Below are 21926 nucleotides of genomic sequence, written 5' to 3'. Positions count from 1 at the left end.
AAGTCTATGATCAAAGCTATTTTTTTTGATATTGACGGAACATTGGTCACCAATCGTTCAAAAGCGTTGGAATCAACAAAACAAGCAATTGAATATGCTAGGAAAAACGGCATTTTATGCGGTGTAGCAACGGGGCGCAGCCCAGTAAAGATCAAAGAAATCATTGATGAATTGGAATTAGATATGTATGTCGTGTATAATGGTCAACTGGTTTTTACTGCAGATCGCACGATTATCGACCACCCTTTTGAACAAAAAGTATTGGAACATATTGTTGAATTTGCAGATGAGAACCATCGACAAATCGTTTTTGGTGCGAGAAATCGGTTAGATGGATCAACGACGATGCTATTAGGACAATCGATTTTTATCAAGCGACTAGTCAGCTTTTTACCGCGTAAATTCCCGGTACGTCTGATGAAAAAAATCCTCCAGGTTTTTAGCCCTCACCGACAAAAGGATCGTTATGAAACGTTAGAGATATTAAAAGAACCAATTTATCAATGTATATTGCTCAGTCCGGAGTCAGAACAGAAAAAGTTAGAACATCGCTTTCCCGAGTGTACGTTTCAGCGTTCAAATACGTATACTGTAGATATCATCCCAAAAGGTGGTTCAAAATTACTAGGCATCCAAGCTTTCGCAAATGCTGTCGGAATTGAAATGGAAGAAATTATGGCATTCGGCGATCATTACAATGATATCGAGATGCTGAAAGGTGTAGGAATTGGAGTGGCCATGGGGAATGCTCAGATCGAAGTAAAACATGCTGCAGACTTTGTGACTCAATCAAATGAAGAAGATGGGATATACGAAGGACTGAAACACTTCGGTCTGATTTATTAGTCAATGAAAGAAGGAAAAAATTAGTATGGAAGCAGAGACACCTTTTCAAAAAGTAGAAACATTCCACAAAACTTTTGATCCAAGAAGACCAGAGATACCCACGGCTTTTACAGAAAATGAAGCTCATACACGTGCTGCGTTCAAAATAGAAGAACTTGTTGAATTTGTTGCAGCTACTTCACCTAATAAAGAACAACTGCATGAAGCTGTTATGCTGCTGCACGAAGCATTAGATAAAGCAGAAGAAAAAATACTTGGTAAAACACAGTGGGGAAGTGATCCGCTGATTGAACAAGTAGATGCACTGACAGATATCCTTTACTTTACTTATGGTTCTTTTTCATTACTAGGAATAGTGCCTGATCGAATATTCGAAATCGTCCATCAGGCAAATATGGGGAAATTATTTCCAGATGGAAAACCTCATTATGACCCTGTAACAAATAAAGTGTTGAAACCTGAAAACTGGCAGATGGAATATGCTCCAGAACCTAAAATCGCGGCAGAAATCCAACGTCAGATTCAAGAAGCGATTGCTAAGAAAAAATCCGCTGATATAGGCATGTGCACAAATGAAAAAGAGTGATCAGAGTTTTACTATTTTTGTTATCTTTATACGATGGAAAAACAAAAGATTTTCGTTTAAGTTAGTGAATGCATGAAAATAGTATGCTATAATCTAGAATAGATGTCTTTTGCACGAGAGACGTATTATTTGGATTTATGCCAAGCAGAACGCCATCTGTTGCATAAAAGATGCATACTGAAAACGGAGGAACCATAAATGGGAAATAATGTTATCATCGGAATCGTCATTGCAATCATTATAGTCGCCATTGTCGTCTTTTTGGTTAGTTACTTGATGAAGAAAAAAAACCAAGATCGATTGGATGCCTTAGAAAAACGCAAGGAAGAATTATTTGACTTGCCAGTGATTGAAGAAGTCGATGATGTTAAAAAAATGCATCTGGTTGGGCAAAGCCAAAATACCTTTCGTGAATGGAGTCAAAAATGGAATGACATATCTACTTCCTCATTCGCTGAACTAGAAAGTCAAATTTTCGAAGTGGAAAACCTCAATGAAAGTTTTCGGTTCTTAAAAGGAAAAAAAGCAGTTGTTGAAGCAGAAGCTACAATGGACCAAATGGAGAAACAAGTGACGGAAATCCGTGAAGGTCTAAAGGAATTGCGGGAAACGGAAGAACGCAACTCACTAGCTGTTCAGCAGGCACTTGACGTCTATGAAGAACTGAAAGAAAAAGTCAGAGAAGACGAGCATGAATACGGACCAGCTCTTTTTGAATTGCAAAAACAGATCAAAGTGATCGAAAAAGAATTTACGCAGTTTGTGACTTTAAACACTTCTGGAGACCCTGTTGAAGCCCGCGAGGTTTTGGATAAAGCAGAAAAACATACGTATGAAGTGGAAGCTCTGATGAAAAAAATTCCACCGCTGTATGAGGAGCTCCATACCACTTTCCCTGAACAACTTGAAGAAATCAGTGATACTTACGAGAAATTGATGGAAGAACAATATGTATTCCCAGAAGAAGATCTTGCTGAAGATATCGCAAAAGTAAGTCGAAGAATTGAAAATTCATTAGCCAATCTTGAAAAAACAGAAGTTGAAACGGTCGAATTTGAAAACCGTGAAACAGCTGATTTGATTGATTCGTTATATGATATCTTAGAACGGGAAATGGAATCTCAGAGATATGTAAAAACTAACCAATCAACGATTGCAGAGTATATCAAACATACAACAAAGAATAACCGTCAATTATTGATTGAGCTGGATCACACATCTCAAAGCTATACATTGAACCACAATGAAATTGGCCGTGTACGAGGTTTCCAAACCGAAGTGGAAGAAATGGAACGTCAAAATGAACAGATGATTCCACAGATCCGTCAACACGAAATTCCTTATTCAGAAGTGCGCACGTTCTATAAAACAGTCTTCAAAGTCTTAGAAGATATCGAAAAGCAACAAGTAGAGATCGACGACTCATTACATGAATTGAGAAAAGGCGAAAAAGAAGCGCAAGAAAAGATCGATACATTCGAATTCAAATTGCGCAGTTTGAAACGTTTTGTAGAAAAACAACGTTTGCCTGGCTTGCCGAATGATTACCTAGAATTCTTTTTTGTTGCTACTGACCGTATTGAAGAACTAAGTGTTGTCTTGAATAAAATTCGAGTAAACATGGAAGAGGTCAATCGTTTAGTTGCTCTATGTGAAGAAGATCTAGAATTATTAGATAAGAAGACACATGATTTAGTAGATGCAGCAGCATTAACGGAGCAAATGCTCCAATATGCAAATCGTTATCGTCATACACACGAAGAAGTGAGAGAAGCAATTGATAAAAGCTACTATTTATTCAATAAAGAATATCACTATCAAGAAGCATTAGACGAAATCGGTACAGCATTAGAGCGAGTAGAACCAGGTGCTTTCAAACGCATCGAAGATTTTTATTTCAATCATCCAGACTTAGTATAAAGCAAAAAAAGTTAGTAAACCAGCAAGAGCAAGACGGATTATTGTCTTGTTCTTGTCTTTTTTTGTATATTTGAAAATTGAAACAAGTGAAAATTTCACCTGCTCTTGAAAGCACCTTGGACAACCGTTATAATAGAAAAGAATTTCAAAAAAGAGGGGTTTCTTATGATATATTTTGATAACAGTGCAACAACCCCAATCTTTCCGCAAAGCTTAGATGCATATGTAAAAACCAGTCAGCGGATTATTGGGAATCCATCAAGTTTGCATGATTTAGGCAATCAAGCTAACCGGTTGTTGCAGCAAGCAAGAAAGCAGATCGCTGATTTGATCCATGTAAAACCAGAAGAAATCTATTTTACTTCAGGCGGAACAGAAGGAGATAACTGGGTATTAAAAGGAACGATGATCGAAAAAAGAGAATATGGGAATCATATGATCATTTCAGGAGTCGAACATCCGGCCGTCAGCGAGACAGCAGAACAATTAAAAGAATTAGGAATCGAAGTAAGTATCGCCCCAGTGGATAAACGCGGATTTGTACGTGTCGACGAATTGAAAAAATTAATAAGAAAAGAGACAGTATTAGTCTCTGTTATGGCTGTGAATAATGAAGTAGGATCGATTCAGCCCATCCAGGAAATCAGTGATCTTTTAGATGATTTCCCTAAAATTCATTTCCATGTAGATGCTGTTCAGGCGATTGGAAAAGTACCATTCTCGCAATGGTTGACAGAAAGAGTTGATTTTGCAACATTTTCAGCTCACAAATTCCATGGCCCACGGGGAACGGGTTTCATTTATTGGAAAAAGGGACGTCGTTTAGCACCATTACTGACAGGTGGAGGACAGGAAAGGAATCAGCGAAGTGGGACAGAAAATGTTCCAGGTATTGTGGCTATGGCTAAAGCTTTACGTTTATCATTAGAGATAAAGGAACAAAAACCTGAGCAGACACAACGCTTAAAAGTAGCTCTAATCAATGCGTTGAAGACGTATGAGAAAGTGACGATTTTTTCAGAAGGAACTGACTATGCACCGCATATTTTATGTTTTGCTCTAAAAGGAATTCGCGGCGAAGTTCTCGTCCATGCCTTAGAAGAAAAACAAATATTTGTTTCTACTACTAGTGCCTGCTCCTCACGTAAACATATGGCAAGCAGTACATTGCACGCAATGCATGTACCAAATGATCTGGCTACATCTGCTGTTCGAATCAGCTTAGATGAAAACAATTCGCTTGCAGAAGTCGAGCAATTTATGATTATTTTCAAGCAGCTTTATAAGAAATTTTCTGCAATCAATTAAAAGAGGAGTGTTCTTGTGAAATACAGTGAAATTATGGTCCGTTATGGGGAACTTTCGACAAAAGGAAAGAATCGAAAAAGCTTTATCATGCAACTAGCACAAAATGTCAGACAAGCTTTGAAAGACTTTCCAGAAATCAAAATCCATGCTGATCGGGACCGGATGCATCTTTTATTGAATGGCGCAGACGGGCAGCTAGTTATTCCAAAACTAGCAAAAATATTTGGGATCCAAAATTTTTCTCCAAGTATTCGTGTAGAAAAAGATGTCGAAGTTTTAAAACAAGCTGTTCAAGACATCATGAAAGAAATTTATACTGGGAAAGAAACATTTAAAATTATCGCTAAAAGAAGCGATCACCAATTTGAATTGACAAGTAATGAATTGAATCAAACATTAGGTAATGCTGTTTTTGATATTTTCCCGCATATCCAAGTTCAAATGCGTCAACCAGATATTCCATTACGTGTAGAGATTCGGCGTGATGGCGCTTATCTATCGTATGAAACGATCAAGGGAGCTGGAGGATTGCCCGTAGGAACAAGCGGAAAAGGAATGCTTATGCTTTCTGGGGGGATTGATTCTCCTGTAGCAGGGTACTTTGCCATGAAGCGGGGAGTGGAAATTGAAGCTGTTCATTTTGCTAGTCCGCCGTATACAAGTGAACAAGCACTGCAAAAAGCAAAAGATCTAACAGCCAAACTAGCACCTTATGTGGGAACGATCCATTTTATCGAAGTGCCATTTACCAAGATTCAAGAAGAAATCAAAAAGTCAGTGCCACAAGGATATTGGATGACAATTACTCGTCGAATGATGTTGCGTTTGACCGATGAAATTCGCCGTATTCGTCATGGTTTAGTCATTTTGAATGGTGAATCATTAGGTCAAGTGGCTTCACAAACTTTGCAAAGTATGGTGGCTATCAATGAAGTAACGAATACGCCAATCATTCGGCCTGTAGCGACAATGGATAAACTTGAAATCATTGAAGTAGCAGAACAGATCGATACATTTAATCTTTCTATCCAGCCTTTTGAAGACTGCTGTACGATTTTTGCTCCTCCACAGCCAAAAACACGCCCTCAACTGGAAAAGGTCCATCAATATGAAGAGCGTTTAGCAATAGATGAAATGATCCAACGAGCACTAGCTGGCTTGAAGATGGAAGAGATACAAGCAGAATCGTCTAATGAAAAAACTGAAGAATTTTCAGAATTGCTATAAGAGGTTGTGAAAATAGTGTTTTGACCAGAGTATTAGAGAAACAAAACGAAAAAATAGCTCCATGTATTTTACCGTTTTTGAACTAATGTCGAAGATTAGCTGATTGAATACCATTTATCAAGAAGTTATGGAAAAGCCGGTTCTTTTTTACTAACTGAAAAATAAAATTTTATTTAGAGATCAAGCTACAATTGATAAATGATATAAAAAAGAGAATTTCCCATGAAATAGCGAGATTGTGACAGAAGTGGGCAGCTTCAAGAAATAAGAAGGAATTTACGAAAATTGCTTTTTAAATTTTTGTGAAATTTCGGCTTATTTTTCGAAGAAGTTACTTCTGGAACACCGTGTATCAGAGGTTGTGAAAAAGCTGCCCTGCATCAAGTAATAAGAACAGCCAAACAAAAATAGTTCCTCATATTTTACGTTTGGTTGAGCTTATTACCGCAGATGCAAGCTTTTGAACACCGTTTATTCGGAAAACGGAACTGCGACAAGACTTTTGTCACAGTTCCGTTTTATTTTCCTCACACCCTTTTCCTTCCTACTTGTAACCTTGCTCCCGGGTTAGAAACATGTTACACTAAATATGTGAAATTATTAACAAGGAGCGTCGTTATGCGAGAAAAAACAGATACACTGCCAAAAGCAACTGCGAAAAGATTACCTTTATATTTACGCTACTTGAAGATGCTGGATGACTCAGGCATAAGTAGAATCAAATCAAATGAGTTTAGCGAAATCACCCAAATTCCTTCTGCAACGATCCGCAGAGACTTCTCGCAATTAGGCGAGCTAGGCAGAAGCGGATATGGCTATGATGTCCCTTTCCTTATCGATGTATTCAATAATATCCTTAATACTAAAGAAGAAAAACGAATCGCATTAGTAGGATATGGAAATCTTGGCAAAGCATTGAAACACAACAATTTTAGAAGAAATGAAAATCTAAATATCGTGTGCGTCTTTGATAATGATCCAGCACTGATCAATCGAGTAATTGATGGAGAAATGATCTATCCGATTGATCGTTTCGCGGAGATAGCCAAAGCAAAAAATGTGACAGTAGCAATCTCTACGGTACCAAGTAAATATTCACAATCTGCTATTGATGAAATTGTCAAAGGAAATGTAACCGCTATACTTAACTTTGCACCTGACCGAGTAACTGTCCCAGCTTATGTCAATGTTCAATACATTGATTTGACAACCGAGTTGCAGACGCTTATTTACTTTGATGAGAATTACTCAGAAGTTTTTTCTTAGGAAAATTTGAGTAGGCTTATTGATCTTGCGAGGACTCGTCGTAATTCTTTCAAAAATTTTTTAGTACTAAATGAAGTGGTTTTTTCACGACCACTTGTTGACTAAAAAAAAAAACCATTGTAGAATGAAGCATAACGCTGAACAAGAGGAGTAACTGGCACATTCATTCTTAGAGAGAGAACTATCTGCTGAAAGGTTCTCAATGACAACCAGTGAAGGTAGCTTGGGAGTTTCTGTCTTGAATGGAGTAGAGATAGACGAGTCGTGATCGTTAACTCACTTGAGAGGCAATAATGATTGATTATTGCAATTTAGGTGGTACCGCGTAAATCAAACGTCCTAAAATACGAAAGTATTTTAGGACGTTTTTTAGTTTAAAGGAGGAAAACAGCATGACGGAAGAAAATAACCTATCAACAAAATATAATCCGCAAGAAGTTGAAGCTGGACGTTATCAGCATTGGTTAGAACAAGATTTGTTTAAACCGAGCGGAGATAAAAAAGCAAAACCTTATTCAATCGTGATCCCGCCCCCAAATGTTACTGGAAAACTTCATTTAGGGCATGCTTGGGATACGACATTACAAGATATGCTGATTCGTCAAAAGAGAATGCAAGGATATGATACTTTATGGCTGCCTGGTATGGACCATGCAGGAATCGCGACACAAGCAAAAGTAGAAGCGAAGCTTAGAGAGCAAGGGATTTCTCGTTATGATCTAGGTCGTGAAAAGTTCATCGATCAAGTGTGGGAATGGAAAGAAGAGTATGCGAGCCACATCCGCGAACAGTGGGCTAAAATGGGTTTATCTTTAGATTACAGTAGGGAACGTTTTACATTAGATGATGGATTATCTGAAGCAGTACGTAAAGTTTTTGTTACCTTATACGAAAAAGGTTTGATTTATCGTGGTGAATATATCATCAACTGGGATCCTCAAGCACGAACAGCTCTATCTGATATCGAAGTTATTCATAAAGATATCGAAGGCGCCTTTTATCATATGAGCTATGAACTAGCAGATGGATCAGGCGTAGTAGAAATTGCGACAACCCGTCCAGAAACGATGTTGGGAGATACGGCGATTGCTGTTCATCCAGAAGACGAGCGTTATCAAGCGCTCATCGGCAAAAAAGTGATTCTACCTTTAGTCAATAAAGAAATCCCAATCATTGCAGATGAATATGTAGATATGGAATTCGGGACAGGTGTAGTAAAAATCACTCCAGCACATGATCCAAACGACTTTGAGGTAGGTAATCGTCATGATCTTCCACGCGTAAATGTTATGGATGATGATGGTACGATGAATGAACTAGCAGGAAAATATGCTGGAATGGATCGTTTTGCTGCTCGTAAAGCAATCGTGCAAGATCTGAAAGAAATCGGTCGATTGATTAAAATCGATACGATGATCCACAGTGTGGGTCATTCCGAGCGGACAGGTGTCGTTGTTGAACCTCGGCTGTCTACTCAATGGTTTGTAAAAATGGCGCCGTTAGCGAAAAAAGCCATTGATAACCAAGAAACAGATCAAGCAGTGGAATTCTTCCCTCCAAGATTCAATCAAACGTTTTTACGTTGGATGGAAAATGTCCATGATTGGGTAATCTCACGACAATTATGGTGGGGACATCAAATTCCTGCATGGTATCACAAAGAAACAGGTGAAATGTATGTAGGGATGGAAGCACCAGCGGATAGTGAAAACTGGGTACAAGATCCTGATGTTTTAGACACTTGGTTTAGTTCAGCTTTGTGGCCTTTCTCAACAATGGGCTGGCCAGATACGGAAAGCGAAGATTATAAGCGATACTTCCCTACTAGCACTTTAGTAACCGGTTATGACATCATTTTCTTCTGGGTAAGCAGAATGATTTTCCAAAGCTTGGAATTTACTGGCGAACGTCCATTTGAGAATGTCTTGATTCATGGATTGATCCGTGACGAACAAGGGCGGAAGATGAGTAAATCATTAGGTAATGGAATCGATCCGATGGAAGTAATCGAAAAGTATGGAGCAGATGCTCTCCGCTGGTTCTTATCGAATGGTTCTGCACCAGGACAAGATGTTCGCTTCAGCTATGAAAAAATGGATGCTTCTTGGAACTTTATCAACAAAATCTGGAATGCTTCACGTTTCGTTATCATGAATATCGAAGGAATGACCGTAGAAGAGATCGATTTATCTGGAGAAAAATCAGTGGCTGACCGGTGGATCCTTACTCGTTTGAATGAAACGATCGAACGAGTAACTGAGCTATTTGATCGTTTTGAATTTGGTGAAGCAGGTCGACAACTGTATAACTTTATTTGGGATGATTTTTGTGACTGGTACATCGAAATGAGTAAAGAAGTACTTTATGGAGATGATGCTGTTTCAAAACAAACCACCCGTAGCATCTTAGTCCATACACTTGATCAGATCCTGCGTTTATTGCATCCAATCATGCCATTCGTTACAGAAGAAATATGGGAACATATTCCTCATCAAGGAAATTCTCTAGTAGTGGCAGAATATCCTGTTGTACGTCCAGAGTTTGATGATGAAACAGCTTCTAAAGGGATGGAAGTATTGAAAGAATTGATTCGAGCCGTTCGAAATATTCGTTCAGAAGTGAATACACCATTGTCTAAACCAATTACGTTGCTAATTAAAACAAACGATGCTAAAATCGATCAATTTTTAGTTGAAAATACAAGCTATATCGAACGCTTCTGTAATCCCGAAGAGTTGACGATATCAAGTGAGATCACTGCACCAGATCTAGCGATGTCAGCTGTTCTGACAGGTGCAGAAATCTTCTTGCCGTTAGCAGGATTGATCAATATTGAAGAAGAAATCAAACGATTAGAAAAAGAACTGGAAAAGTGGACAAGCGAAGTAAAACGTGTCCAAGGAAAACTTTCTAATGAACGTTTTGTTTCTAACGCGCCGGAAGAAGTAGTAGAGGCAGAGCGTGCAAAAGAAAAAGATTATTTAGAGAAGCAAACGGCTGTCAAAGAACGAATCGAAAGTTTGCGTACTATTCAATAAGAATAGAAAAAGAGAGTGTGAAATCAGCTAGCTATTACTAAAAGCTAGCTGATTGAACATCGTTACAGGAAAGAGTTTGAGCCTCACTCTTAGCTTCGATTCATAAGGAGATGTGACATAAATTCTGTCACATCTCTTTTTTAGTCTACTCTTATTATGTAGGAGAAGGAGGGAGATGGATCATGTATCAGGAGTCAATAAAGTAGTTGATAAAATCGTTTCTCTTTCTGTTTCTTTTCTCTTTGTCATACTTTTATTTTTCTTATGTGTTCTATTTGTTATAATAAAAGAGAAATGGGGGAATTGTTGATGACGATTGAAGAAGCAATAGAATGGATCCATAGTCGATTACCATTTGGTTCACGTCCTGGCCTTGACCGAGTCGAAGCTTTATTAGAAGTGGTAGGGCATCCAGAGAGAAAAGTAAAAACGATCCATATCGCTGGAACAAACGGAAAAGGTTCTACTGTAGCTTATTTGAGAAGCCTATTAGAAGAGGCTGGGCTGACAGTAGGTACATTTACTTCACCTTATATCGAAACGTTCAATGAACGGATCGCAATCAATGGCAAAAGTATCCCAGACAATGATTTGATCCAGCTTGTAAAAAAATATCAGCCACTGATCAAACAACTTGATCAATTTGAAGCAGTAGCTGGTATTACTGAATTCGAGACATTAACAGCAATGGCATTTGATTATTTTTTGATGAAGAAAGTGGACGTAGCGATTATCGAAGTTGGCTTAGGCGGCTTATTGGATTCTACCAATGTAGCTGTACCAATGCTGACGGGAATAACAACGATTGGACTTGATCATACCGAAATACTTGGAGATACAATTGAAGAAATCGCTGCACAAAAAGCTGGAATCATCAAACAAGGCGTTCCAGTAGTAACAGGAAATATTGCCCCAGAAGCTTTTACTGTCATCCAACAAACAGCTAAAGCAAAAAATGCACCGCTTTATGTATACGGGGAAAATTATAAAATAAACTATCTGCATCCTGATGAGACGTGGGGAGAAGTATTTGAATTTTTTAATGAAATAGGAAAGATCCCTCAATTAACCACTCCGCTTTTAGGGCAACATCAAGCTGAAAATGCAGGAGTAGCTATCGAATTGTATTTTGTTTACTGTCAATTGGAAAAGCTGCCTTTCCGAGAAAAAGATGTTTTGAAGGGGTTGAAGAAATCTCGATGGCCAGGAAGAATGGAGCGTTTGAGTAACGAGCCATTAGTTGTTTTAGATGGTGCCCATAATACGCATGCAATGAACCGACTTGTTGAAAATTTGAAAAAAGAATTCAAAGGATATCAAATCAACATTTTGTTTTCCGCCTTACGAACTAAAAATGTTAGAGAAATGCTAGAACGATTGCAGCAAGTACCAAATGTCCATATTTATTTGACGACCTTTGAACATCCAAAAGCCATCGAATTAAGTGAAGTATCAGATTTAGCAAGTGAGAGAGTATCAATCGTTTCATTGTGGCAATTCGGATTAGCAGATATATTGGAAAAGATGACAAATGAAGACGTATTAGTTGTGACCGGTTCACTTTATTTCATTTCAGAAGTTCGCCATGTATTAATACAATTAGGAGGAGATCATGAAGTATAATGCAGTGATTTTTGACATGGATGGTTTGCTGTTCGACACAGAGTTAGTGTATTACGAAGCCACACAAGTAGTAGCAGACAAGATGGGTTTTCCTTATGATAAAGACCTGTATTTAAAATTCTTAGGTGTTTCAGATGAAGAAGTATGGGCGAATTATCATATGATTTTTTCGGAATTTGGCAAAACAAGTGTACAAAGATTCATAGATGATTCATACCAGGAAACGCTTGAACGTTTTTCGCAAGGAGCGGTACAAATGAAGCCCGGTGTGTTGGAACTCCTCTCTTTTTTAGAAGAACATCAGATTCCCAAAGTTGTCGCTTCCAGTAACCAACGAGCAGTCATTGAACTTTTATTGAAGAAGAACAATCTGTTTGAACGATTTGAGACGATTGTTTCTGCAGAAAATGTTCAACGAGCAAAACCAGACCCAGAAATTTTCTTGTTAGCTAATCAGAAGCTAGGTACAGCGAAGAAAGAAACATTGATTTTAGAAGATTCACAAAATGGTATTTTAGCAGCTTCTGCGGCTGAGATCCCGGTAGTCATGGTACCAGATCTGCTTCCACCATCCCAAGAATTGATCAAAAAAACAGCTGGGGTTGTTTCTTCTTTACATGAAATCCCTGCATTGTTAAAATAAAAATCCATCTCTTTTCGTATCTTATTTTAGATAAGATAGAAAGGAGATGTTTTTTTGGGAAAACGATTGATCAAAGAAGTTCCTACTAGCTCTTTACCAAGGGAACGTATGGAAATTTATGGCGCTGAAGCTTTATCGGATCAGGAGCTTTTGGCAATCTTACTGCGTACCGGTCAACACCCTTATAGTGTGATGTCGATTGCTGGAAATCTGTTAAAAACGTTTGGAGGACTGGCCTCTTTACGACAGGCTACTTTGCATGAGTTAGAAGAGATTCGAGGGATAGGACGCGTGAAAGCAATCGAAATCAAAGCCTTGATCGAATTAGGTCGACGAATTCAGACGGATCATGAAAGAGCGACACCACCGGTTCGTACCAGTTACGAATTGGCCCAGCAATTGATTCTGGAAATGAAAGATCACAAACAAGAACATTTGGTTTGTATTTATTTGGACACGAAGAATCAAGTGATCTTAAAAAAAACAGTGTTCATCGGTTCGCTGAATCAGTCAGTCGCTCATCCTAGAGAAATTTTCCATTATGCTGTACGTTATTGTGCGGCAAGGATCGTTTTAGCGCATAATCATCCTTCTGGTAATGTTATTCCATCGCAGCAGGATATGAATTTTACCAAAAGGATACAAAAGTGTGGAGAAATGATGGGAATCACTGTACTGGACCACTTGATCATCGGACGTAAACGATATTTTAGTTTGAGAGAAGAAGGAATGATGGAAGAGAAGTAAGTTGCTTTCTTGCAAAAAAAATGAAGCAAGTGTACAATTATATTGTAATTTTGTTTGGGAATAGAAGTTGAAACATCTGTTGCACCTCTATCGTACACGAGCAATGTTACAATTTAAATTAGTGCTTTTGGCACGAGGAGGATATTATTATGGAAAACGGAACAGTAAAATGGTTCAACGCTGAAAAAGGATTTGGATTTATCTCACGTGAAGATGGAAGCGACGTATTCGTTCACTTCTCAGCTATCCAAGGTGACGGATTCAAAACATTAGAAGAAGGTCAAGCAGTGACTTTCGACGTTGAAGAATCAGACCGCGGCCCACAAGCTGCAAACGTTGTAAAAGCTTAATTTTATCTGTAAATCAAATTGATGGTAGACATCAATTTTTACGAGAGAACAAAGCGAGTAACAAAAATACCTGCCACAAGAGACAATTTCTCTTGTGGCAGGTATTTTTTTGTATGAAAAAGTAAATAAATTTAAGAGGCTATGAAAGAGCCACCCTGTATCAAGGAATAAGAACAAACAAAAATGGCTTCTCATGTTTTTCATTTGTTTTCTCTCATATTCAGGACAAGGTGCTGATTTCATAACCTCTTATTTATTCTTCATCTGGTGTCATTACCATTGGCAAAATCATTGGATGTCTTTCTGTACGTTCGAATAAGAAAGGCTGAAGCGCGCCAGTCATCGCTTCTTTCAATTTATATTCTGAACAGTCAGGTCCATTCAAACATTCTCTTAAAGCGTGGAATAAGATTCGCTGAGCTTCATTGATCATTTCTCCTGATTCTCGCATGTAGACAAATCCACGAGAGAGAATATCTGGACCAGCCAAGATTTCTTTTTTCTTGATATCCACTGTCGCGACAGCTAATACAAGACCTTCTTCTGAAAGCAGGTGACGGTCACGTAAAACGACATTACCAATATCACCGATCCCGCTACCATCGATATACACATCTCCAGCCACAAAATGCCCAGCAGGACGCGCAGAATCGCTAGTTAACGCTAAAACATCGCCATTTTCCATGATGAAGCAGTTTTCTGCAGGAACACCTACATCTTGTGCTAGAGAAGCATGTACTTTCAACATGCGGAATTCTCCGTGGACAGGAATAAAATATTTTGGCTTCATCAAACGAAGCATTAATTTTTGTTCTTCTTGTCCACCGTGACCGGAAGTATGGATGTTATTGATTTTTCCGTGAATCACTTCTGCACCAGCTTCAGACAGCAAGTTGATCAAATGATTGACACTTGTTGTATTACCAGGAATAGGTGAACTTGAAAAGATCACTGTATCGTCTGGCTGGATTTGGATTTGACGGTGAGTACCATTCGCGATGCGGCTCAACGCGGCCATCGCTTCTCCTTGAGAACCTGTACATAGGATCATCGTTTCATTGGCAGGCAAGCGATTGATTTCGTGTGCATCTACAAATGTGCCGTCTGGAACTTTGATATATCCTAAACGTTGACCGTTGACGATGGCATTTTCCATGCTTCGTCCGAAAACAGCGATTTTACGACCAGTTGCCACAGCGGCATCTGCTGCTTGCTGCAAACGGAAGATGTTAGAAGCAAAGCTGGCAAAAATGATACGTCCTTCGATTTTTGAAAAGATCTTCAAAATAGAATGCCCAATCGTTTTTTCTGATTTAGTAAATGTTGGAATCTCAGCATTTGTACTATCAGATAAAAGGCACAAGACTCCTTCTTCCCCGATACGAGCCATTTTATGCAAGTTTGCTGGTTCGCCAACAGGAGTGAAATCGAATTTGAAGTCTCCAGTCGCTACGATATTTCCAGAAGGTGTTTTCACCACAATCCCTAATGCATCTGGGATACTATGGGTCGTTCTGAAAAAGCTGACAGAAGTCTTTCTAAAACGGATGATCGTATCTTCATTGATCTCATGGAGCTCTGCATCTCGAAGCAAGCCATGCTCATCTAATTTGTTTGTGATCAACGCTAATGCGAGAGGACCAGCATAGATAGGAATATTTGCTTGTTTCAGCAAGTAGGGTATTCCGCCGATGTGGTCTTCGTGCCCGTGAGTAATCACCAAGGCTTTTATTTTGTGTAAGTTTTGTATGATGTAGCTGTAGTCGGGAATGACATAGTCAATTCCAAGTAAATCGTCTTCCGGGAATTTGATCCCGGCATCAATCAAAATGATTTCATCTTGGAATTGTACCCCATACGTATTTTTCCCGATTTCACCTAATCCACCAATAGCAAAGACGCCTGTCTCGTTATTTTTGATGGAAAGTTTCATATTAAAACTCCACTAATGAGAAATCAGCATTTTCTTTTTCGTACTCTAGATGACTTCCTTCTAGAAGTTGAACGAATTCAATATTGTATGGGGTATTTTCTTCCACACGTTGGCGAGCGTCTACATCGCTTTTTGCCTCAATGTAAAGAGATTTTGTTTCTTCCCGTTTAGGGTTGCGTACTTTTGTTTCTTGATAATAAACTTTATAGATCATTGTTTTGTCTCCTTTATCTGCGTAAAGCAGTGATTTAGCTAGTTGATTTTTTTAGACAACACAAAACGAGGGGACAATCCACCTGGTTTTTCATATGCTTTGACTAGAATACTGGATTCGAGTCAAAGAGACAAGCCTCGTTTTTGCTTATCTGTTCGGATATTTTTTCAACCGTACCTTCTGTATAAAAAATATACAACAATTAATTGTTATTCTAGCATAAAACAGCAAATAAGTATAGAAATCAACTAGATTGAAAGAAAAAATCAATGTTTATCATCCCGCTATAATCATAATGACTTTTTTATGAGAGAAGTGTTCTATTAATAGGCTCGTTGTGCTATCATTTTTAGTAATGAAAATGTAACAAAAGATTAAAAGGAGATGAGAAAGTGAAACTAATGTGGCATTATACCATGCGTTATAAGAAATTCTTGTTTTTCAATTTCATATGCGTATTTGGTTTTATTTTGATTGAATTAGGACTTCCTACGATTTTAGCACGTATGATCGATGTAGGAATCCGCAATGATGATTTTGATTATGTGAAGCAACAAGGGATATTTATGATCGTTATTACTGTAATCGGTATTATTTTGAATATCTTGTTAGGTTATTTTGGTTCGAGGATTACGACTAATATCGTAGCAGATATTCGAGATGATTTGTTCGAAAAGATCCAAAGTTATTCGCATCAGGAATACGAAAATCTAGGCGTATCTTCATTGATCACTCGTACAACAAACGATGCTTATCAGATCATGTTGTTCCTGCAAAATATTTTACGTATCGGTTTTATGGCACCAATGATGTTCATTGTCAGTTTGTACATGGTCATGCGTACAAGTGTGACACTCAGTTTGTATGTAGTAGGTGCATTACCTTTACTATTATTGGCAGTCGTAGCGATTGCTAAGGTGTCTGAACCGTTATCTAAAAAGCAACAAAAAAACTTAGATAAAATCAACAGTATCTTGCGGGAAAATCTTTCAGGATTGCGTGTGATTCGTGCATTCGTCAATGAAAAGTTTGAAGAAAAACGTTTTGCTGTAGTCAATGAGAATTATGCTTCTAGTTCAAAAAGCTTATTCCGTTTGATGGCTGTTGCACAACCGGGTTTTTATTTCTTATTTAATATCGTAATGGTATTGATCATCTGGAGCGGGGCAGTGCAAATCGATGCAGGCGAGCTTCGTGTAGGAGATTTGATTGCGTTTATCGAGTATATATTCCATGCCTTGTTCTCATTCATGTTATTTGCCAGTGTGTTCATGATGTATCCAAGAGCAGCTGTTTCAGCTGGACGTATCCAAGAAGCCCTAGATGCCAAACCTTCGATTGTAGAAGATCCAAAGGGTATATCTGATACAAAAACTAAAGGGTATATCGAATTTCAAAATGTAACATTTGCTTATCCAGGCCATTCGCAAGAACCAGTGATTCGAAATGTCAGTTTTACAGCCTCTCCAGGAGAAACCGTTGCTTTTATTGGAAGTACCGGTAGCGGAAAATCTACGTTGATCCAATTGATTCCTCGCTTTTATGATGTGAGTGAAGGAAAGATCTTGATCGATGGAGTAGACGTGAGAGATTATCGGCTAAGCAAGTTGCGAGATAAGATTGGGTTTATTCCGCAAAAAGCGTTGCTATTTACTGGAACGATTGCAGATAATTTGCGATACGGGAAAGAAGATGCTACGCAAGAAGAAATGGAACGTGCAGCTGAGATTGCTCAAGCTTCAGAATTCATTTCTCGAAAACCAGATGGATTTAATGAACATTTATCAGAAGGTGGTTCCAATTTTTCAGGTGGGCAAAAACAACGATTGGCAATAGCCAGAGCCATCATACGCCGTCCGGAAATCTATATTTTTGATGACAGCTTTTCTGCATTAGATTATCAAACGGATGCGAAGTTACGTGCTCGTCTGAAAAAAGAAACGACAGAATCTACTGTATTGATCGTAGCACAACGTGTGGGAACGATCATGCATGCAGATAAGATCATCGTATTAAATGAAGGAGAAGTCGTCGGTATGGGGACGCATCGGGAGTTGTTGGAAAAATGCCCGATTTATTATGATATTGCCGCTTCACAATTATCAAAGGAGGAATTAGCATGAAAAAAACCTTTTCTTCCTTAAAACGTTTAGCTCGATATATCAGACCGTATCGTGGGACTTTTCTTTTAGTGATCCTATTTACAGTTCTGACAGTGGCTTTCAACGTGGCTTTGCCATATGTTACAGGACTTCCTACTACAGAAATCAGCCGTAATATTGCCAATGGCGAATCAATCAATTTTTCTTATATATTCAAATGTCTCATTTGGATCACAGTTGTTGGAATAGGGTATTGTATTTCGCAATTACTTTCTGGTGTTTTGATGACAAATGTCGTTCAAAGTGCCATGCATGATTTGAGAAGAGACATAGAAGAAAAAATCAATCGTCTTCCGGTTTCATATTTCGATAAAAACCAGCAAGGAAATATTTTGTCTCGTGTGACGAATGATGTAGATGCAGTCAGCGGTGCTTTACAACAAGCTTTTATTGGTATCGTAAATGCGATATTGGGAATTACGTTGGCTGCAGCAATGATGTTTTATATCCAGCCGATGATGGCGTTGATCTCTATGATCATGATTCCAACATCGATCTGGATCTCAAAACGAGTGATCAATGCTTCGCAGAAATATTTTCAAAGCATGCAGAATTCTCTTGGTGAGCTAAACGGCTACGTCCAAGAAAATATGACAGGTTTTAGTGTATTGAAAGTATATGGACGCGAAAAAGAAACATTGGAAGGATTCAAAAAAGTTAATCACAGCTTGAAATACTTTGGGTTTCGTGCAGCATTCATTTCTGGCTTGATGATGCCTCTAGTTCAATTAACTGCCTATGCTACTTATATTGGTATGGCTGTTCTAGGAAGCTTTTATGTTATTACTGGGGCGATCGTTGTCGGTCAACTACAAGCATTCATCCAATATATTTGGCAAATCAGTCAGCCAATGGGGAACGTGACACAATTGTCTTCAGTTTTGCAAAGTGCATCAGCGGCAACGAAACGTGTATTCGAGATTTTAGATGAGCCAGAAGAAAAAGAAAACAAAGTAGATGCTTCACTGCCAGAAACGATTTTAGGAGATGTGACATTCGATCATGTCGATTTTGCATATGATCCGAAGAAACCATTAATCCAAGATTTGAATTTTGAAGTGAAAGCTGGTCAAACCGTAGCTGTGGTCGGTCCGACCGGTGCCGGCAAGACGACATTGATCAATCTATTGATGCGTTTTTATGACGTAGACAAAGGAGCAATAAGGATTGATGGAATCGACACCAAATCAATGAGTCGCAGTGATGTGCGTTCGCTATTTGGTATGGTCTTGCAAGATGCATGGCTTTATCAAGGAACGATTGCAGATAATATCCGCTTCGGAAAGCTTGATGCGACAGATTATGAAGTAGTTGATGCTGCGAAAACAGCAAACGTAGATCATTTTATCCGAACGATGCCAGATGGATATGATATGGCCATCAATTCTGAGGGAGACAATGTGTCTTTAGGACAAAAACAGTTGCTGACGATTGCCCGAGCAGTGGTCTCCGATCCTAAAATCTTGATTTTAGATGAAGCAACAAGTTCAGTAGACACCCGTTTAGAAGCGTTGATTCAAAAAGCAATGGATCGCGTGATGGAGGGACGGACAAGTTTCGTCATCGCTCACCGTTTATCGACAATCCGTGATGCAGATCTGATTCTAGTGATGGATCAAGGTCAGATCATTGAAAAAGGAACGCATGAGAGTTTATTGGCACAAGGTGGATTTTATGAAAAACTGTATAACAGCCAATTTGCTGAGGAAGCAGAATAAGTCATATAAGAATAAAACAGTTTAAAACTTATTTTTTGTTCTCTATTCTTGATAATGGTAAAGTAAAGTTATCAAGAAAAGTGAGGACACGGAGATGGAACAGTTTTTAAATGAAAAAATTACTGAAGCCAAAAGAGAAGTTGATCGTTTAACGCACGTCTGTCAGACGAAGCCTTTTGATTCAGCTGATTTTTTTGAAAATGAGTTTCAAATCGAACGCTTGGCAGCACAAATAGAAGTGTACGAATCAATTTTAAAAAAAGTAATAGAAGAAAATATAGATGTACAATAAAAACAGGTAAAACGTCAGTTACCAGATACTGTAAATAGACATCTGGCCTGAGCAGGTTTTACCTGTTTTTTTCTTATGAAATAAATATATGCTATGATATCTTTATTCAATAGGATTAGTTTCTACAAAAAATGAAAGGAGAAAAATAAATATGGAACGGTTTATAGCATCAAATGCCACAGTGATTGGTGACGTGACATTGTCAGAAGATGTGACGATCTGGTATCAAGCTGTTTTACGCGGGGACAGTAATTGGATAAAAGTAGGACAAAGAACGAATATCCAAGATGGTACAATCATCCATGTCGATCATGATGCACCTGTAGATATTGCGGAGAATGTGACGGTAGGACATCAGTGCATGCTACATGGCTGTACAATCGAAAAAGGGGCGCTGATCGGGATGGGGACCACGATATTGAATCATGCGGTTATTGGTGAGAATAGTTTGATTGGTGCTGGATCATTAGTAACAGAAGGAAAAGTTATTCCTCCTAATGTCTTGGCTTTTGGTCGCCCAGCTAAAGTGATCCGTCCTTTGACAAAAGAAGAAATACAAAAAAACAAAGAAAACATCCAGCATTATGTCGAGATAGGTCGGATGCATGCGCAAGGAAAATTCAAGGAGCAAAGATAGGCAGTAGCATCCATAAAATAAAAAAGGATGGTCAGTTTGAGTTGACCATCCTTTTTTATTTGGTTTAGATAAGAGAGCTTAAAAAAGCTTCCTTTGAAACAGATTAATTTAATGAAGAACTGTTTTCCATGACTTCATCGATCAATCCATATGCTTTTGCTTGTTCAGCTGTCATATAGTTGTCACGATCTGTATCTTTTTCAATCACTTCAAGCGGTTGTCCAGTGCGTTCAGCTAAAATTTTGTTTAAGCGTTCGCGTGTTTGCAAAATATGGCGTGCCGCAATTTCGATTTCAGTTGCTTGCCCTTGAGCGCCGCCAAGAGGTTGATGGATCATGATCTCAGCATTTGGTAAAGCAAATCGTTTACCTTTTGTACCAGCTGTCAGCAAGAAGCTTCCCATTGAAGCAGCCATACCCATAACAATTGTTTGGACATCTGCTTTGACAAAGTTCATTGTGTCGTAAATAGCCATACCTGCTGTAACTGAACCACCAGGAGAATTGATATAAAGATAGATATCTTTTTCAGAATCTTGAGCGTCTAAGAAAAGCAATTGGGCGATGATCGAATTAGCAAGATCATCTGTTACTTGGCCGCTTAACATGATGATACGGTCTTTCAATAAACGTGAGTAGATATCGTAAGCTCTTTCACCTCGTGAAGATTGTTCAATGACTGTAGGAATTAAATTCATAATAGAGTTCCTCCTTGATTTCGTTTAGAAATAGTGTACCATAATTTAGTTTCTAATACCTAAAATGTAGTATACATTTTTGGTCAAAAAAGGTCAAATAAAAAACTTAGGCAAATTAGTCGCATAAACCCGCTTTATGGTATGATAAGCAGAGAAACAAAACAAGGAGGAATAACAGATTGATAGTTGGTATTACTGGTCTTATCGGAGTGCTGACAGGTGCTGTAGTTGTCTATATTGGCATGATACTGCAAATGCGTCACTTGGAAAATAAAGAACAGCGTAGACGTGAATTGGAATTGAAAGTCAAAGAAATCGAGACGCTGAATCAATTAAATAAAAAGATCAACGAGATCTTGCAGAAACGGACAACGCTGATGGAAGAATATGTCAGCTTTGATGCATTTGATGATTGTTATATCACGATTGACGATTTTGCGTATCTCCAATCATTTTCAGCGCAAAATAGTTTTTATTTGCCAAATTATATTTTAGACGAGCTATTTAAGAATATCTCCCATCGAAAAGTGATTTTATCTCCAGATGAAACAATGAAGATTGGTGGATATGCTTATAAAGGCGGACGCGTGATTTTAGAGAATTTTACGGATAGTCTGACTGAAATGATCAATGAAAAAAAAGCTCAGTTGAAGACTATGACGCGCCAGCCGATTGGTTTCTTCTCGAAAGATGATGTTTGGAGCTGATATTTTGAAGCA

General features: G+C 38.4%; 19 protein-coding genes and 1 other annotated feature. Of the genes, 16 read left to right on the top strand and 3 right to left on the bottom strand.

The window, feature by feature from the left end:
• The first annotated feature begins 6 nt into the window (after positions 1-6).
• From RBL01_RS09525 to RBL01_RS09475, 11 genes are all read left to right on the top strand, one after another.
• Positions 7-846 carry a Cof-type HAD-IIB family hydrolase gene (locus RBL01_RS09525; RefSeq protein ID WP_002294078.1) on the top strand — a complete coding sequence of 280 codons (840 nt, stop codon included), beginning with the start codon at positions 7-9 and terminating at the stop codon, positions 844-846.
• Positions 847-871: 25 nt separating this feature from the next.
• Entirely contained in the window at positions 872-1432 is a 561-nt protein-coding gene (locus RBL01_RS09520; RefSeq protein WP_002298858.1) for a haloacid dehalogenase, read from the top strand.
• Positions 1433-1630: 198 nt separating this feature from the next.
• Positions 1631-3352 (top strand): septation ring formation regulator EzrA, encoded by a 1722-nt coding sequence (locus tag RBL01_RS09515; RefSeq protein WP_002327202.1) that lies wholly within the window; start codon positions 1631-1633, stop codon positions 3350-3352.
• 165 nt (positions 3353-3517) lie between these two features.
• A complete protein-coding gene (locus tag RBL01_RS09510; protein WP_002327201.1) occupies positions 3518-4660 on the top strand; it encodes a cysteine desulfurase family protein in 1143 nt (380 codons plus the stop codon).
• Positions 4661-4675: 15 nt separating this feature from the next.
• Positions 4676-5887: a tRNA uracil 4-sulfurtransferase ThiI gene (gene thiI, locus RBL01_RS09505; RefSeq protein ID WP_002327200.1), complete on the top strand. Its 1212-nt coding sequence runs from the start codon at positions 4676-4678 to the stop codon at positions 5885-5887.
• Positions 5888-6505: 618 nt separating this feature from the next.
• Positions 6506-7153 (top strand): redox-sensing transcriptional repressor Rex, encoded by a 648-nt coding sequence (locus tag RBL01_RS09500; protein WP_002287954.1) that lies wholly within the window; start codon positions 6506-6508, stop codon positions 7151-7153.
• 128 nt (positions 7154-7281) lie between these two features.
• Positions 7282-7498, top strand: a binding site (T-box leader).
• A gap of 47 nt (positions 7499-7545) precedes the next feature.
• Entirely contained in the window at positions 7546-10191 is a 2646-nt protein-coding gene (locus RBL01_RS09495; protein WP_002298863.1) for a valine--tRNA ligase, read from the top strand.
• 309 nt (positions 10192-10500) lie between these two features.
• Positions 10501-11814, top strand: coding sequence for a bifunctional folylpolyglutamate synthase/dihydrofolate synthase (locus tag RBL01_RS09490; protein ID WP_002327198.1), 1314 nt, complete (start codon positions 10501-10503; stop codon positions 11812-11814).
• Positions 11804-12457: an HAD family hydrolase gene (locus RBL01_RS09485; RefSeq protein WP_002287951.1), complete on the top strand. Its 654-nt coding sequence runs from the start codon at positions 11804-11806 to the stop codon at positions 12455-12457. Before RBL01_RS09490 ends, RBL01_RS09485 begins: the two co-directional genes overlap by 11 nt.
• Positions 12458-12511: 54 nt before the next feature.
• On the top strand, positions 12512-13204 hold the full coding sequence (gene radC / locus RBL01_RS09480) for a RadC family protein (RefSeq protein ID WP_002319634.1): 693 nt from the start codon (positions 12512-12514) through the stop codon (positions 13202-13204).
• A gap of 149 nt (positions 13205-13353) precedes the next feature.
• Complete coding sequence (locus RBL01_RS09475) at positions 13354-13554, top strand: cold-shock protein (protein ID WP_002294067.1); 201 nt, start codon at positions 13354-13356, stop codon at positions 13552-13554.
• 253 nt (positions 13555-13807) lie between these two features.
• Here RBL01_RS09475 and rnjA read toward each other — a convergent pair whose 3' ends face one another.
• Together rnjA and RBL01_RS09465 are read right to left on the bottom strand one after the other, a co-directional pair.
• The gene (gene rnjA / locus RBL01_RS09470; protein ID WP_002327197.1) at positions 13808-15487 is read right to left on the bottom strand and encodes a ribonuclease J1; all 1680 of its coding nucleotides are present in this window, start codon (positions 15485-15487) and stop codon (positions 13808-13810) included.
• A 1-nt stretch (position 15488) separates the two neighbouring features.
• Positions 15489-15701 carry a DNA-directed RNA polymerase subunit epsilon gene (locus RBL01_RS09465; protein ID WP_002287947.1) on the bottom strand — a complete coding sequence of 71 codons (213 nt, stop codon included), beginning with the start codon at positions 15699-15701 and terminating at the stop codon, positions 15489-15491.
• Positions 15702-16093: 392 nt separating this feature from the next.
• Here RBL01_RS09465 and efrA point away from each other — a divergent pair, with 392 nt between their 5' ends.
• From efrA to RBL01_RS09445, 4 genes are all read left to right on the top strand, one after another.
• Positions 16094-17824 carry a multidrug efflux ABC transporter subunit EfrA gene (gene efrA / locus RBL01_RS09460; RefSeq protein ID WP_002299664.1) on the top strand — a complete coding sequence of 577 codons (1731 nt, stop codon included), beginning with the start codon at positions 16094-16096 and terminating at the stop codon, positions 17822-17824.
• Positions 17821-19581 carry a multidrug efflux ABC transporter subunit EfrB gene (gene efrB / locus RBL01_RS09455; protein WP_002299665.1) on the top strand — a complete coding sequence of 587 codons (1761 nt, stop codon included), beginning with the start codon at positions 17821-17823 and terminating at the stop codon, positions 19579-19581. Before efrA ends, efrB begins: the two co-directional genes overlap by 4 nt.
• 94 nt (positions 19582-19675) lie before the next feature.
• Positions 19676-19873, top strand: coding sequence for a hypothetical protein (locus RBL01_RS09450; protein WP_002319636.1), 198 nt, complete (start codon positions 19676-19678; stop codon positions 19871-19873).
• Positions 19874-20024: 151 nt separating this feature from the next.
• Entirely contained in the window at positions 20025-20510 is a 486-nt protein-coding gene (locus tag RBL01_RS09445; RefSeq protein WP_002319637.1) for a gamma carbonic anhydrase family protein, read from the top strand.
• A 103-nt stretch (positions 20511-20613) separates the two neighbouring features.
• Here the strand turns inward: RBL01_RS09445 and clpP are convergent, their stop codons facing one another.
• Entirely contained in the window at positions 20614-21207 is a 594-nt protein-coding gene (gene clpP, locus RBL01_RS09440) for an ATP-dependent Clp endopeptidase proteolytic subunit ClpP (protein ID WP_002289402.1), read from the bottom strand.
• Between the two features lie 179 nt (positions 21208-21386).
• On the opposite strand from clpP, the gene RBL01_RS09435 reads away from it, so the two are divergent.
• Positions 21387-21914, top strand: a complete 528-nt coding sequence (locus tag RBL01_RS09435; protein WP_002289403.1) for a hypothetical protein — start codon at positions 21387-21389, stop codon at positions 21912-21914.
• Positions 21915-21926: the final 12 nt, after the last annotated feature.

The sequence above is a fragment of the Enterococcus sp. SB12 genome (assembly GCF_030910025.2).
Taxonomy (GTDB): Bacteria; Bacillota; Bacilli; order Lactobacillales; family Enterococcaceae; genus Enterococcus_B; species Enterococcus_B faecium.
This window is presented reverse-complemented; position numbering and strand designations above follow the sequence as displayed.

Bases quoted from the DNA above. Each gene is read 5' to 3' on its own strand.
- RBL01_RS09525 (WP_002294078.1), top strand. From the start codon at position 7: ATGATCAAAGCTATTTTTTTTGATATTGACGGAACATTGGTCACCAAT.
- RBL01_RS09520 (WP_002298858.1), top strand. From the start codon at position 872: ATGGAAGCAGAGACACCTTTTCAAAAAGTAGAAACATTCCACAAAACT.
- RBL01_RS09515 (WP_002327202.1), top strand. From the start codon at position 1,631: ATGGGAAATAATGTTATCATCGGAATCGTCATTGCAATCATTATAGTC.
- RBL01_RS09510 (WP_002327201.1), top strand. From the start codon at position 3,518: ATGATATATTTTGATAACAGTGCAACAACCCCAATCTTTCCGCAAAGC.
- RBL01_RS09500 (WP_002287954.1), top strand. From the start codon at position 6,506: ATGCGAGAAAAAACAGATACACTGCCAAAAGCAACTGCGAAAAGATTA.
- RBL01_RS09495 (WP_002298863.1), top strand. From the start codon at position 7,546: ATGACGGAAGAAAATAACCTATCAACAAAATATAATCCGCAAGAAGTT.
- RBL01_RS09490 (WP_002327198.1), top strand. From the start codon at position 10,501: ATGACGATTGAAGAAGCAATAGAATGGATCCATAGTCGATTACCATTT.
- RBL01_RS09485 (WP_002287951.1), top strand. From the start codon at position 11,804: ATGAAGTATAATGCAGTGATTTTTGACATGGATGGTTTGCTGTTCGAC.
- RBL01_RS09475 (WP_002294067.1), top strand. From the start codon at position 13,354: ATGGAAAACGGAACAGTAAAATGGTTCAACGCTGAAAAAGGATTTGGA.
- rnjA (WP_002327197.1), bottom strand. From the start codon at position 15,487: ATGAAACTTTCCATCAAAAATAACGAGACAGGCGTCTTTGCTATTGGT.
- RBL01_RS09465 (WP_002287947.1), bottom strand. From the start codon at position 15,701: ATGATCTATAAAGTTTATTATCAAGAAACAAAAGTACGCAACCCTAAA.
- efrB (WP_002299665.1), top strand. From the start codon at position 17,821: ATGAAAAAAACCTTTTCTTCCTTAAAACGTTTAGCTCGATATATCAGA.
- RBL01_RS09450 (WP_002319636.1), top strand. From the start codon at position 19,676: ATGGAACAGTTTTTAAATGAAAAAATTACTGAAGCCAAAAGAGAAGTT.
- RBL01_RS09445 (WP_002319637.1), top strand. From the start codon at position 20,025: ATGGAACGGTTTATAGCATCAAATGCCACAGTGATTGGTGACGTGACA.
- clpP (WP_002289402.1), bottom strand. From the start codon at position 21,207: ATGAATTTAATTCCTACAGTCATTGAACAATCTTCACGAGGTGAAAGA.